Origin of the sequence: Micromonospora sp. WMMC241 (genome assembly GCF_027460165.1) — a bacterium.
GTDB classification, from domain to species: domain Bacteria; phylum Actinomycetota; class Actinomycetes; order Mycobacteriales; family Micromonosporaceae; genus Micromonospora; species Micromonospora humi.
The window spans coordinates 4,777,847-4,790,669 of the sequence record NZ_JAPZBF010000001.1 but is presented as its reverse complement, the minus strand read 5'-3'; the positions used below and the strand labels follow the sequence as shown (position 1 = coordinate 4,790,669).

16 protein-coding genes are annotated in these 12,823 nt (G+C 73.4%); 8 read left to right on the top strand and 8 right to left on the bottom strand.

Annotated features, from left to right (window positions below; translation table 11 throughout):
- The first annotated feature begins 46 nt into the window (after positions 1 to 46).
- Positions 47 to 622, top strand: a complete 576-nt coding sequence (locus O7598_RS21585) for an HhH-GPD-type base excision DNA repair protein (RefSeq protein ID WP_269693121.1) — start codon at positions 47 to 49, stop codon at positions 620 to 622.
- Between the two features lie 9 nt (positions 623 to 631).
- On the opposite strand, the gene O7598_RS21580 is transcribed toward O7598_RS21585, so the two are convergent.
- A complete protein-coding gene (locus tag O7598_RS21580) occupies positions 632 to 943 on the bottom strand; it encodes a hypothetical protein (protein WP_269693120.1) in 312 nt (103 codons plus the stop codon).
- On the bottom strand, positions 933 to 1,244 hold the full coding sequence (locus tag O7598_RS21575; protein WP_246248200.1) for a hypothetical protein: 312 nt from the start codon (positions 1,242 to 1,244) through the stop codon (positions 933 to 935). Before O7598_RS21575 ends, O7598_RS21580 begins: the two co-directional genes overlap by 11 nt.
- A gap of 97 nt (positions 1,245 to 1,341) precedes the next feature.
- On the opposite strand from O7598_RS21575, the gene O7598_RS21570 reads away from it, so the two are divergent.
- Positions 1,342 to 1,698: a DUF3099 domain-containing protein gene (locus O7598_RS21570; protein WP_269694935.1), complete on the top strand. Its 357-nt coding sequence runs from the start codon at positions 1,342 to 1,344 to the stop codon at positions 1,696 to 1,698.
- Positions 1,699 to 1,880: 182 nt separating this feature from the next.
- On the opposite strand, the gene O7598_RS21565 is transcribed toward O7598_RS21570, so the two are convergent.
- Together O7598_RS21565 and O7598_RS21560 are read right to left on the bottom strand one after the other, a co-directional pair.
- A complete protein-coding gene (locus O7598_RS21565) occupies positions 1,881 to 2,777 on the bottom strand; it encodes a carbohydrate kinase family protein (protein WP_269693119.1) in 897 nt (298 codons plus the stop codon).
- Positions 2,774 to 3,706 (bottom strand): pseudouridine-5'-phosphate glycosidase, encoded by a 933-nt coding sequence (locus O7598_RS21560; protein WP_269693118.1) that lies wholly within the window; start codon positions 3,704 to 3,706, stop codon positions 2,774 to 2,776. Before O7598_RS21560 ends, O7598_RS21565 begins: the two co-directional genes overlap by 4 nt.
- Positions 3,707 to 3,793: 87 nt before the next feature.
- Between O7598_RS21560 and O7598_RS21555 the strand changes: the two genes are divergently transcribed.
- The 3 genes from O7598_RS21555 to O7598_RS21545 all read left to right on the top strand — a co-directional run bounded on the left by O7598_RS21555 (position 3,794) and on the right by O7598_RS21545 (position 6,510).
- A complete protein-coding gene (locus tag O7598_RS21555; protein WP_091070524.1) occupies positions 3,794 to 4,012 on the top strand; it encodes a DUF3039 domain-containing protein in 219 nt (72 codons plus the stop codon).
- Between the two features lie 40 nt (positions 4,013 to 4,052).
- Complete coding sequence (locus O7598_RS21550; RefSeq protein ID WP_269693117.1) at positions 4,053 to 4,673, top strand: trimeric intracellular cation channel family protein; 621 nt, start codon at positions 4,053 to 4,055, stop codon at positions 4,671 to 4,673.
- Positions 4,674 to 4,776: 103 nt separating this feature from the next.
- Entirely contained in the window at positions 4,777 to 6,510 is a 1,734-nt protein-coding gene (locus O7598_RS21545; protein ID WP_269693116.1) for a DEAD/DEAH box helicase, read from the top strand.
- Between the two features lie 141 nt (positions 6,511 to 6,651).
- Here O7598_RS21545 and O7598_RS21540 read toward each other — a convergent pair whose 3' ends face one another.
- Complete coding sequence (locus O7598_RS21540) at positions 6,652 to 6,885, bottom strand: DUF7455 domain-containing protein (protein ID WP_091070720.1); 234 nt, start codon at positions 6,883 to 6,885, stop codon at positions 6,652 to 6,654.
- 247 nt (positions 6,886 to 7,132) lie between these two features.
- Positions 7,133 to 8,725 (bottom strand): RNA polymerase sigma factor, encoded by a 1,593-nt coding sequence (locus O7598_RS21535; RefSeq protein ID WP_269693115.1) that lies wholly within the window; start codon positions 8,723 to 8,725, stop codon positions 7,133 to 7,135.
- Between the two features lie 284 nt (positions 8,726 to 9,009).
- On the opposite strand from O7598_RS21535, the gene O7598_RS21530 reads away from it, so the two are divergent.
- Complete coding sequence (locus O7598_RS21530) at positions 9,010 to 9,831, top strand: inositol monophosphatase family protein (RefSeq protein ID WP_269693114.1); 822 nt, start codon at positions 9,010 to 9,012, stop codon at positions 9,829 to 9,831.
- A gap of 195 nt (positions 9,832 to 10,026) precedes the next feature.
- Here O7598_RS21530 and O7598_RS21525 read toward each other — a convergent pair whose 3' ends face one another.
- Positions 10,027 to 10,542 carry a LytR C-terminal domain-containing protein gene (locus tag O7598_RS21525; protein WP_175441518.1) on the bottom strand — a complete coding sequence of 172 codons (516 nt, stop codon included), beginning with the start codon at positions 10,540 to 10,542 and terminating at the stop codon, positions 10,027 to 10,029.
- 438 nt (positions 10,543 to 10,980) lie between these two features.
- Here O7598_RS21525 and O7598_RS21520 point away from each other — a divergent pair, with 438 nt between their 5' ends.
- Both O7598_RS21520 and O7598_RS21515 read left to right on the top strand, forming a co-directional pair.
- Positions 10,981 to 11,277, top strand: a complete 297-nt coding sequence (locus tag O7598_RS21520) for a DUF4193 domain-containing protein (RefSeq protein WP_013284790.1) — start codon at positions 10,981 to 10,983, stop codon at positions 11,275 to 11,277.
- Positions 11,278 to 11,550: 273 nt separating this feature from the next.
- Positions 11,551 to 12,279, top strand: a complete 729-nt coding sequence (locus O7598_RS21515; RefSeq protein ID WP_269694934.1) for a hypothetical protein — start codon at positions 11,551 to 11,553, stop codon at positions 12,277 to 12,279.
- 16 nt (positions 12,280 to 12,295) lie between these two features.
- On the opposite strand, the gene O7598_RS21510 is transcribed toward O7598_RS21515, so the two are convergent.
- Positions 12,296 to 12,787, bottom strand: a complete 492-nt coding sequence (locus O7598_RS21510) for a DUF3093 domain-containing protein (RefSeq protein WP_091070536.1) — start codon at positions 12,785 to 12,787, stop codon at positions 12,296 to 12,298.
- Positions 12,788 to 12,823: the final 36 nt, after the last annotated feature.

Below are 12,823 nucleotides of genomic sequence, written 5' to 3'. Positions count from 1 at the left end.
GGGGAGTCGGCGGCGGGACCGGCGCCCGGGGCGGCAGGATGGGGGCATGACGCTCTCCCTGCCCATCGACCCGCAGGCCAACGAGTTGTTGGCACGCAGCCCGCTGGCGCTGCTGCTCGGCATGGTGCTGGACCAGCAGGTGCCGATGGAGAAGGCGTTCTCCTCGCCGTACGTGCTGGCGCAGCGCCTCGGTCACGAGCCGGACGCCCGGGAGCTGGCCGGCTACGACCCGGAGGCGCTGGTGGAGCTGTTCGCCGGGCCGCCGGCGCTGCACCGCTTCCCGAAGGCGATGGCGGCCCGGGTGCAGGAGGTCTGCCGGACGCTGGTGGAGCGCTACGACGGCGACCCGGCCCGGCTCTGGTCCGAGGCGTCCGACGGCGGTGAGCTGCTGCGCCGGGTCGGTGAGCTGCCGGGCTTCGGTCGACAGAAGGCGCAGATCTTCGTCGCGTTGCTGGGCAAGCGGTTCGGGGTCGCCCCGGCGGGCTGGCGCGAGGCGGCCGGCGACTACGGCGACGCGGACGCGTACCGGTCGGTGGCCGACGTGACCGACCCGGACTCGCTGCGCCGGGTGCGCGAGTTCAAGCAGCGGATGAAGGCGGAGGCGAAGGCCGCGAAGGGCTGACGCTCCCGCTCAGGCGGCGGTCGGGCGGGACAGCGACGCCAGCGCGCGGCGCACGTCGGCCAGCGAGACGGTGGCCGAGTCGTCCAGGTCGGCCAGGCCGGCCTCGATCCACTGCCGCATCAGGGTGGTCACCCCGATGCCGCGCGCGTCGGCGGCGGCCCGGACCCGTTCGTAGGTCTCCAGCGGAAGTCGGACCGACCGGCTGACCATCGGCACGTCGGTGTCGGGGGTGGGCAGTTGCGCCGGCGGCGTCTCGTCGATCAGGTCGGCGAACGCGTCGCCGCCGCCGTGGAACCGCTTGGTCGCCTCGTCACGGTGCATGGTGACCGCCTCCTCGTCGGCGTGACCTCCGCACCGCCTCGTCGTAGCGCTTGGCCTCGACGTCGCTCAGCTCGCGGGCGGAGAGGATGTCCCAGTCGTTGTCGGTGCCGTCGGCCTCGGCCAGCAGCACGGCGAGACGCCGGCCGCGGTGGTCGGTGGCGTAGACCACCATGACGTCGTCGCCGAGGTGCCGGATGACCCGGCGGTTGCTGTGCAGTGCCTCCCAGACTTCCCCGGGCGTGACGTCGTAGACCCGCAGGTTGGCCAGCGCCTCGTCGGTGAAGCTGAACCGGTTGGCCACTTCCGCAGCGTACCACGGGCGTAACACGTGCCGGATTGTCGCCGGTGGTCGGTGCGGAGTGACAGGATGGGTGGCATCCCCTCGTAGGAGGTCCGTGGTGAAGCATCAGGCCTACCAGCCGATCCTGATCACCGACGCCTCGCGCAGCCAGGACGACCAGCTCAACAGCCGCCAGAAGCGCTACGTGCTGATGATGGGTGTCCGGGTCGCCTGCCTGGTCGCGGGCGCGATCCTGGTTGGCGTCAAGGCCCCGCTGCTGTGGCTCTGGTTGCCGCTGTGCGCGCTCGGCATGGTGCTCATCCCGTGGCTGGCGGTGCTGCTGGCGAACGACCGCCCGCCCAAGGAGGAGCACCGCCTGGCCGGCCGGTTCCAGCCCCGCAGCCGCGACGAGACGCCGCCGATGGCGCTGTCCGCCGAGGAGCGCCCGCACAAGGTCATCGACGCCGAACCCTGAGCCTGACCACTCTCCGTGACACTCTCGGGAAAAGATCTGAGAAAAATGCGGTATGCCTCTCAGTCATAAATATGACCGAGAGGCATGCCGCTCAACAGCGATGCCCTGTCCCCGGCGCGACACGCCCACCGGCCGCGGCTCCCGCGCGCCGGTCACCCGTCCGTCGCCGGACCACATCGGGGTCACGCGCCCGGGCGGGCTCCCACCGTCGTCACGGCCATCGCGCCCAGGTCACCGGCCCGGGCCAGCGCCGCGTGCGGGTCGGCGCCGGCCAGCCAGGCGGTGAGCAGGCCGGCGGCGAACGCGTCCCCCGCACCGGTGACGTCGACCACTGCCACCCCGGGCGCCGGGGCGGCCTCCACCCGGCCGCCGCGCTCCACCCAGACCGCCCCGGCCGCGCCGCGCTTGACCACCACCCGGTGCGCCACCGAGGTCAGCGCCCGGGCCTGCGCCGCCGGGTCCAGGCCGCCGGCCAGCACCGTCGCCTCGTCCGTGTTGACCAGCAGCAGGTCGACGTCGCGTACCCAGGTCAGGAACGCCCCGCCGACGCGCCGCAACGGCGCCGCGGAGGCCGCGTCGACACTCACCGTCAGCCCGCGCTCGCGGGCGGCGGCCAGCGCGCGCAGGCCCGCGCCGCGCGACGCGACGTCCAACAGGGTGTACGCGGACAGGTGCAGGTGCCCGGCGTCGGGCGCCCCGGCCAGCGCGGCGTCCACGTGGCGCGCGGTCAGCCGCAGGTTCGCGCCCCGCTGGCTGACCATGGTGCGCTCCCCGTCGTGGGTGAGCACGATCACCGTGCCGGTCGGGTAGCCCTCGTGCCGCTCCACCGCACAGTCCACGCCGATCCGGGTCAGCTCGGCCACCCGTTCCCGGCCGGTCTCGTCGTCGCCCACCGCCGCCACCAGCGTCACGGCCGCGCCCTGCCCGGCGAGCCAGGCCGCGGTGTTGGCCGCCTGCCCGCCGCCGCTGAACCGGATGCCGGCCGCGGTGTCCGAGCCGGTCGCGAGCGGCCCGGACAGCATGGCCACCACGTCGGTGATCACGTCGCCGACGACGACGACGCGCGGCGCCGCGCTCACGGGGTGCCGGCGCGCAGGCCGGCTGCGGCGACCGCGATCCGCGCCGCCAGGTCGGCGTTGCGCAGGATGATCCGGACGTTCACCGCCAGGCTGGCGCCCTCGGTGGCGGCGTGGAAGTGGGCCAGCAGGAACGGGGTCACCGCCTTGCCGGTGACGCCCTCGCGGGCCAGCGCTTCCAACCCGTCGGCCAGGGTGCGGTCGTGCAGCGCCGGATCGAGCTGCTCGCCGGCCGGCAGCGGGTTGGCCACGATCAGCGCGCCCCGGTGCATGCCCTGCGCGGCCCGGGCGGCCAGCACGTCGGCCACCCGTGCCGGCGAGTCCACCGACCAGTCCAGGTCGAAACCGGCGTCGGTGAGATAGAACCCGGGGAACCGGCGGGTGCGGTAGCCCACCACGCCCACCCCCAGCGTCTCCAGCCGCTCCAGCGTGGCGCCGACGTCGAGGATCGACTTCACCCCGGCGCAGACCACCGCGATCGGGGTACGGGCCAGCGTGACCAGGTCGGCCGACTCGTCGAACGTCTGCGCCGCCTCCCGGTGCACCCCGCCGAGCCCGCCGGTGGCGAACACCGGAATGCCGGCCGCCGCCGCCACCGCGCTGGTGGCCGCGACCGTGGTGGCCCCGTCCGCGCCGGTGGCCGCCGCCGGGGCCAGGTCGCGGACCGAGAGCTTGCTCACGCCGTCGACCGTGGCGAGCCGGGTCAACTGGGCGTCGTCCAACCCCACCCGCAGCTCACCGGCGACCATGCCGATGGTGGCCGGCACCGCGCCCGCGTCCCGGACCGCCTGCTCGATCTGCCGCGCCACGCGCAGATTGTCCGGCCGGGGGAGACCGTGCGAGACGATGGTGCTCTCCAGCGCCACGACCGGGCGGCCGTCCCGCAGGGCGTCGGCCACCTCACCACCGAGGCTGATGCGAAAGTTGGTCACTTCCGTTACGTTACGGGCCGCCCGCCGGGAGGGCTGTGGTGGACCCGACCCGGCCGGCCTGCGAAACTGGAAAGCCGGAGGTGGGACGTGAGCACTGAGATTCTCGAACGCCCGGAGCAGAAGGACGCCGACACCGGCCCCGAGATGTTCCACTACGTGCGTAAGGACAAGATCGCCGAGAGCGCGGTCATGGGCACGTACGTCATCGCGCTGTGCGGGGAGACCTTCCCGGTGACCAAGGCCGCCAAGCCCGGTTCCCCGGTCTGCCCGAAGTGCAAGGAGATCTACGAGTCCTGGGGCGAGTGATCGCGGGCGGCTCCGCCGCCCGCCCACGTAACCTGCGGCGGTGACCACCTCCACCGCCCTGCTCCTCGCCGACCTGACCGGCGTGGCGGTCTTCGCCGCCTCCGGCGCCTCCGCGGCGGTCGCCAAACGGCTCGACCTGTTCGGGGTGGTCTTCGTCGGCGTGGTCGCCGCCCTCGGCGGCGGCATCTTCCGCGACCTGGTCATCGACGAGGTGCCCCCGCTGGCGTTCGCCGACTGGCGCTACGCGGTCACCGCGGCGGTGACCGCCGCGGCCGTGTTCCGGCTGCATCCCCAGTTCGCCCGGCTCCGCACCACGGTGCTGGTGCTCGACGCGGCCGGGCTGGCGCTGTTCACCGTCACCGGCACGCTCAAGGCGCTCGACGCGCACGTGCCGGCGGTCGGCGCCTGCATGATCGGCATGCTCACCGCGATCGGCGGCGGGCTCGGCCGGGACCTGCTCACCGGTGAGATCCCGGTGGTGCTGCGCCGGGAGATCTACGCCGTGGCCGCGCTCGCCGGCTCCGTCGTGGTGGCGCTGCTGTCGACGTACGGGCAGGCCACCACCGTGCCACTGACCGGCGCGGCGGTCTTCGTCTTCGGGCTGCGCCTGATCTCGCTGCGCCGGCGCTGGTCCGCCCCGGTGCCGACGGTGCGGATGTGACAGGCGTGGCGTCGAGTGGGGCGGAACGCCCCCGCTGGTTATGCTGGGTCGGCCTTCGCGGCACCGGATGCGCGAGGGTCTTTTCATGGGGAGAGGAGCACGCGTGCCACCGCGGTTGCCGGCGCTCGACACGTTCCCGCCCCTACGTTCCTGGCAACGCAAGGCGATGGTGGAATACCTGCGCCGCCGGGCCGAGGACTTCACCGCGGTCGCCACGCCCGGCGCCGGCAAGACCACGTTCGCCCTGCGGATCGCCGCCGAACTGCTCGCCGACGGCACCGTCGAGGCGGTCACCGTGGTGGCGCCCACCGAGCACCTGAAGACCCAGTGGGCACAGGCCGCGGCCCGGGTCGGCATCCAGCTCGACGCCGCGTTCCGCAACGCCGACCTGCACTCCGCCGCCGACTTCCACGGCGTGGTGGTCACGTACGCCCAGGTCGGCATGGCGCCGCAGGTGCACCGGCGGCGCACGATGACCCGGCGGACGCTCGTCATCCTCGACGAGATCCACCACGCCGGTGACGCCCGGACCTGGGGCGACGGCGTCAAGGCGGCGTTCGAGCCCGCGGTCCGCCGGCTGATGCTCACCGGCACGCCGTTCCGCTCCGACGACAACCCGATCCCGTTCGTCAGCTACGAACGCGGCGGCGACGGGCTGCTGCGCTCCCGCGCCGACTCCGTCTACGGCTACTCCGACGCGTTGCGCGACGGCGTGGTCCGGCCGGTGCTGTTCCTGGCCTACTCCGGGGAGACCCGGTGGCGCACCAACGCCGGCGACGAGCTGGCCGCCCGGCTGGGCGAGCCGATGACGCAGGACCTGATCGCGCAGGCGTGGCGCACCGCACTGGACCCGGCCGGCGACTGGATGCCGCAGGTGCTGCGCGCCGCCGACGCCCGGCTGAGCGTGCTGCGGGCCAACGGCATGCCCGACGCGGGCGGCCTGGTCATCGCCAGCGACCAGCAGGTGGCGCGCGCGTACGCGAAGCTGCTGGAGCAGGTGACCGGTGAGAAGGCCGCCGTGGTGCTCTCCGACGACCAGGGCGCGTCCGCGCGGATCGCGACGTTCGCCGAGTCCGAGCAACGCTGGCTGGTCGCGGTGCGGATGGTGTCCGAGGGCGTGGACATCCCCCGGCTGGCCGTCGGGGTGTACGCGACCAGCGCGAGCACCGCGCTCTACTTCGCGCAGGCGATCGGCCGGTTCGTCCGGGCCCGCCGGCCCGGCGAGACCGCCTCGGTGTTCCTGCCCAGCGTGCCCCACCTGCTCGGGCTGGCCAGCGAGATGGAGATCGAGCGGGACCACGTGCTCGGCAAGCCCAAGGACCGCGAGGGCTTCGACGACGACCTGCTGGAGCGCGCCCAGCGCGACGACGGCGCCAGCGGCGAGCTGGAGAAGCGGTTCGCCGCGCTCTCCGCCACCGCCGAGCTGGACCAGGTCATCTTCGACGGCGCGTCCTTCGGCACCGCCGCCCAGGCCGGCACGCCGGAGGAGGAGGAATACCTCGGGTTGCCCGGTCTGCTCACCGCCGACCAGGTCTCCCTGCTGCTGACCAAGCGGCAGGCCGACCAGCTCGCCGCGCAGAAGCGCCGGGCGGCCCAGCGGACCGCTGAGCCGGCCGCTGCCGCGCCGGTGGCGGCGCCCCCGGCGCTGAGTGCGGCCCAGCGTCGGGTGGCCCTACGGCGGCAACTGAACGCCCTGGTGGCCGCCCGACACCACCACACCGGCCAGCCGCACGGCAAGATCCACGCCGAGCTGCGCCGGATCTGCGGCGGCCCGCCCAGCGCCCAGGCGACGATCGAGCAGCTCGAGGAGCGCATCGCCACCGTCCAGACCTTGTAAGGCGGGGCCCCTTCTTAACGCCTGCGGTAGAGGCGGGGCCCCTTGTCAACACCACCGACGGCAGGACACGAAAAACCGACCGGAGGCCGCCCGTCTGGGCGTCTCCGGTCGGTTATGTCGCGTTGCGGATTGTTTGTCGGCTCAGTTCGCCATCAGATCGGTGCCCCGCCAGCTGAACTCCGGGTCCGTCGCGTACCGCACGGTGATCTTCACGAGATCCTCCGCGTACTTGTTCGCGTGGTGCCCACAGAACACCAGCTCGCTCCCACCCGACAGGGTGATGCGGAGCTTGCCGGCAGCATTACAGCGGTCGCACCGTTCATCGGCGGCCGGGGGGCTCACCGTCTCGGGCGGCGGCGTGAGGGTCGGGGTCATCGCCTTCCTCCTCTGGTCGTCACCGATGAACACACTCGTCGGTCGTTGCTCACCTATCGTGCAACACCCATCTCGGGCCCTGCCTTCCCTGTGTGCCCGCGGGGGACCGAGGTCACACCTGGCGTGGAAGACAGTGTGCCGTGCACCAAGGGTGCCACGTCAACGATCACAAACGTGCAACCGACCGATCACCGATCAGTGTTCTACGGCTGGTGATCAAAGCGACACGTCTGGTTGACGTGCGCGGTCAGTCCAGGTAGTCGCGGAGCACCTGGGAACGCGAGGGGTGCCGCAACTTGGACATGGTCTTGGACTCGATCTGGCGGATGCGCTCCCGGGTCACGCCGTACACCTGGCCGATCTCGTCCAGGGTGCGCGGCTGGCCGTCGGTGAGGCCGAAGCGCAGCCGCACCACACCCGCCTCACGCTCGGACAACGTCTGCAGGACCTGCTGGAGCTGGTCCTGCAGCAGCGAGAACGACACCGCGTCGACCGCCACGACGGCCTCGGAGTCCTCGATGAAGTCACCGAGCTGGCTGTCGCCCTCGTCACCGATGGTCTGGTCGAGCGAGATGGGCTCCCGGGCGTACTGCTGGATCTCCAGCACCTTCTCCGGTGTGATGTCCATCTCCTTGGCCAGCTCCTCCGGGGTGGGCTCGCGGCCCAGGTCCTGGAGCAGCTCGCGCTGGATCCGGCCAAGCTTGTTGATCACCTCGACCATGTGCACCGGGATGCGGATGGTGCGGGCCTGGTCGGCCATGGCGCGGGTGATGGCCTGGCGGATCCACCAGGTGGCGTACGTGGAGAACTTGTAGCCCTTGGTGTAGTCGAACTTCTCGACGGCGCGGATGAGGCCGAGGTTGCCTTCCTGGATGAGGTCGAGGAAGGCCATGCCCCGCCCGGTGTAGCGCTTGGCCAGCGACACCACCAGTCGCAGGTTCGCCTCGAGCAGGTGGTTCTTGGCCCGCTCGCCGTCCCGGGAGATCCACATCAGGTCGCGCTGCATGTCGCGGACCAGCTTCTCCTCGCCCTCGTCGGCGGCGCGCAGCCGCTCGGCGGCGTAGAGCCCGGCCTCGATCCGCTTGGCGAGCTCGACCTCCTGCTCCGCGTTGAGCAGGGGAACCTTGCCGATCTGCTTGAGGTAGGCGCGGACCGAGTCGGCGGAGGCGGTCAGCTCGGCGTCGCGACGCGCCTGCTTGAGCGCCTCGGACTCCTCGTCGTCCCACTCGAAGTCGCCGTCGGTGGCGGAGCTCGCCGCGTCGGCGGCGGCGGCCTGGGCCAGCTCGGCCGGCTCCTCGACCACCACGTCCTCGATCTCGGCGGCCAGCGTCTCCGGGTCCACGTCACCCTCGGCGCCGGGCTTCGCCGGCTTGGCCGCGGCCGTCTTGGCGGCCACGGTGGCCTTGGTGGCCCGGGTCGCCTTGGTGGCCTTCGCCGGGGCGGCCTTCGCGGCCACCTCGGCGGCGCCGCCGGCGGCCTTGCGGGCCGTGGCCTTGCGCGGGGCCGGGGCGGGAGCCTCGTCTGCGGCGGGCGCCTGCTTCGGGGCGGGCGCGGCGGCCTTCTTGGTGGTCTTGGCGGTGGTGGCCCGGGAAGCCGGTGTGGCGGAGCGGGCCGCGGCGACCCGGCGTCGGGTGCTCGCGGAGCCGTCGACCACCACCGTCACGCCCGCCTCGGAGAGCGCGCGGAGGATCTTCTTGGCCTGGGCCGGGGTCACCTCAGCGGACTCGACGGTGCGCGCGAGCTGGGCCGACGTGAGCTGACCGCCGGCGCTCTGCGCGTGGGCGATCAGGGTGTCGGTGAGCGAGCGAACGTCGGCGCCGGTCTGGCGGGGTTCTGTCACGAATGACCTTCCGGAGGCGAAGAGCGAGCACGGCCGGGTCGTCCGGCGCAGCACGAACGGCCGTGCCGGGCGAGTCTTTGAGGGACCCCCGTGTCCCGGTCCGTCCGGTCGCTGGCGGTCCGTGGCGCGTGGGCAGGGTGAATTGTAACGCCGTCTGCCGCGATCATCCTGCGCCGCACGGCGTAACCGCGGCCGGGACCGCCGATTCGGCGCAGATGTGGACTTTGTAAGGATGATACCCACGCGCGAACCGGGCGGTCCCGGTCGTGCGGGAAGGGACGAACATGACGACCTCGGCACCCTCGCCGCAGGAACTGCTCACGATCGCCGTCGAGGTGGCGCGGGACGCCGCCGCCACCGCTCACCGGATGCGGTCCGAGGGCGTGTCGGTGGCCGCGACCAAGAGCACGGTGACCGACGTGGTCACCGCCGCCGACCGCGCGGTCGAGCGGCAGGTGCTGGCCGCGCTACGGGACCGGCGGCCCGGTGACGCGGTGCTCGGGGAGGAGTACGGCGCCGGGGAGACCGGCCCGGCCGCGCCGGACGGCGTGCGCTGGGTCGTCGACCCGATCGACGGCACCGTCAACTACCTCTACGGGCTGCCCTACTGCGCGGTGTCGCTCGCCGCCGAGGTGGCCGGCGAGGTCGTCGCCGGGGTGGTGCGCAACGTGTACACCGGGGAGGAGTGGACCGCGACGGTGGGCGGCGGGGCCTGGCGGGACGGCCGGCGGCTGCGCTGCTCCGCCGAGACCGATCTCGGGCAGGCGCTGGTCGCCACCGGCTTCGGCTACGACGCCGGCCGCCGCTCGCACCAGGCCCGGGTGGTCGCCGAGTTGATCCCGCACGTGCGGGACATCCGCCGGATGGGCGCGGCCGCGCTCGACCTCTGCCTCGCCGCCGAGGGGCGGGTGGACGCCTACTTCGAGAAGGGGCTGGCCGCCTGGGACCTCGCCGCCGGCGGGCTGGTGGCGCGGGAGGCCGGGCTGCTGGTGACCGGGGTGTCCGGCCGGCCGGCCGGACCGGACCTGGTGCTCGCCGCGCCGCCGGCGCTGCACGGGCCGCTGCACACCCGCCTCACCGACCTGGACGCCTCCGGCGGCCCGTGACCCGCACTCCGGCCCGCCGGGCGGCCGAGCCCGCGCCGCGGCACCGGAGAAGCCGTGCCCGCGCCGAGGAAGCCGTGCTCGCGCCGCGGCCGCGCCGGAGAAGCCGTGCCCGCGCTGGGGAGGCGACAGGGCGGCCACCCGGATGCACCGGGGGCCGCCCTGTGTCGTCATCGGGCCGGTGGTCCGGCCCGCCGGTCACTTCTCGACCGGCATCGGGCACGTCTGGGCCGGAGCCTCGGGCGCGCCCAGGTCGCCGAGCGACTGGTTCACCTCGGTGGTGGTGGCCAGCTGCTGGTAGCTGTTGCCGAGGACCACGTCGACCGTGTCGTCCTTGCGGGTGGGCTGGAACACCTGCTCGGCCTCGTTCAGGAAGTAGGCGCGCAGCAGGTGGGCGGAGCCCACGCCCTTGGGGCCGAAGCGCAGCACCGCCACGCCGTCGACCGCCTTCTTCTCGTTGCCGACCTTCTTGACCTGGAACTTCCGGTTGCGGAAGTCGTCCGCGACACTGCCGGCCCGGCCGGCCTCGTCGGTGGCGTTGAAGACGTTGATCTTCACGTCCTTCTGCTCGCGTAGTCGCAGGTCGACCAGCGGCCAGCCGTCCGGACAGCCGGCGGCGGTGCCGGCCTCGCTCTGGCTGTCGCGAACCACCGCGACGATCACGAAGACCAGGGCGATGACCGCCAGCAGTCCGACGACAACGAGTGCCCGCACTCGCGCAAAACTCATCCTGGGCGCTCCCCGGACAGTGATTGGGTGGCGGCGGCCGCCGCGGTCGGGCCGCGTCTGTCGACCGTCGGAGTACGCCGCTGAGGTTAACCCTTGTCCGGCTCCCGCGTGGAAACAGTCCGACATGCCGGCGCGCCACGGAGGGAACGGGTAGGACTACCCCTATCTTCGTGTCGCCTGAGTCACATTGGGAACAACTTCGGGCCCAGGGGCGTACATCTCTCCCGCGAGGGCGGTATACATGCCTCGCCCAAAGGGGGGGTAAGGTTCCGCGCTCGCCGGGGGGTTCCGCTCCGGCAAGCCCGACCCAACGGTCGTCGGGTCGGGTGCCCGACACAGATGGTGGCCGGCCAGGGGAACCGAAACGGCGTCGTCCGGCGTTACAACCGGCAGCGACCATATCGATATTGGAGAGTGAAACCGATGGCCACCGACTACGACGCCCCGCGTCGCGACGAGGTCGACCTCGGCGAGGACAGCCTCGAGGAGCTCAAGGCCCGGCGGGTCGACTCACAGTCGGGCGCCGTGGACGTGGACGAGGCCGAGGTGGCCGAGAGCTTCGAGCTGCCCGGCGCCGACCTGGCCGACGAGGAGCTCACGGTCAAGGTCCTCCCGATGCAGCAGGACGAGTTCCGGTGCGCCCGCTGCTTCCTGGTCCACCACCGCAGCCAGCTGGCGGTCGAGCGCAACGGCGACCTGATCTGCCGCGAGTGCGTCTGATCCCGAGCCGGGACACCGGCGGCGGCCTCCTCGACGGGGCCGCCGCTGTTCGAGCCGCCGTGCGCCGGTGGCGGGAAGCTGCTTGACTCGTACGGGCGGCCTCCACGCCGCGCGGAGCAGGAGGGCGGACGGGTGAGCGAGCGCAGCGAGCGGACCGGCGGTACCGACCGGACGCCGGTCCCGGGGACGGGACCGACGTCCCCGGACCCGACCGGCGCCGACCCGGCCCACGACCCGTCCGGCGGGGACCCGTCCGGCGACGCCGGCGAGGAACTGGGCGCCACGGTCGCCGCGCTGACCGCCGACGACATCGCGCCGGCCCGCCGCCGGCAACTGCTGGTCCGGCTGGTCGGCCAGGCCCGGGCCCGCGGGATCAGCGACCTGTTCAAACCGAAGGCGGCACTGCGCTGGATGACCGAGACGGTCGCCGAGGTCGCGCCGCACGTGCCGATCCGTGACGTCGCCACGCTGCGGCGACACTTCCCCGGCCTGGACGACGACGCGCTCGCCGACCGACTGGTCCGCAACGCGTCCCGGGCCACCGCCGGCGTCGGCGCGGCCGGTGGCGGCGTCGCCGCGGTCGAGTGGGCGGTCACGCCGACCCTGCTCTCCGCCCCCGTCCTGCTGGCCGCCGAGACGGTCGCCGTGGTGGCGATCGAGCTGAAGCTCATCGGGGAGCTGCACGAGCTGCACCGGATGCCGCTGCCCACCGGCGGCACCGCACGTACGGTCGCGTTGGTGCAGTCCTGGACCGGCCAGCGGGGGATCAACCCGATGATGCCCGGCGTCGGGGTGAGCGCCGTGCTCGGCACCGCCGCCCGCCGGGAGCTGCGGGACAGTCTGTTGCGCCGCTTCGGCCGCAACCTCACCACGCTCGGGCCGTTCCTGACCGGCGCGGCAGTGGCCGGCTACCTCAACCGGCGGGCCACCCGGGCGCTGGGCGAGCAGCTCCGCAAGGACCTCCGGCACACCGCCCGAGGGCTGCCCGGCAAGCCCGCCTGAGGGGTCCCGGCCGCGCTCAGGCGGCGTCGCGGGCGGCCAGCAACGCCGCGGCCAACTCCACCGGGTGCCGGGTGCTGACCACCCAGAACGGGGTGGGGTCGGCCGGGTCGTCGAGCACCACCTGGACGGCGCCACCGACCCACGGGCGCTGCACCACGAAGGCGAGCGGGTCGGCGCCCACGCCGAGCACCTCACGCCGGCCGGCCGCGTCCAGCGGCACCGCGTCCGCGACGTGACGCACCGGCAGGCGGGCGTCGTCGACCAGCAGCTCGCCGTCGCGGACCGCCACCCGGATCCGGCCCAGCCATGCCAGGGCCGCCACCGTGGCGGGGATCAGCAGCACGAACGGCAGCCAGGCCCGGAACCCGGTCGCGCCCAGCCACAGCTCGGCGGCGAGCAGTCCGGCCACGGCCAGCCCGGCGGGCCAGGCCCACCAGGGCAGCCCCAGACGCTCCGCGTAGGGCGCGGGGGTGGCCGTCGGGGCGGCCGGGGATGACGACTGACGCACACTGCGAGGGTACGGCGCGTGGCGGGCCGGCCAACC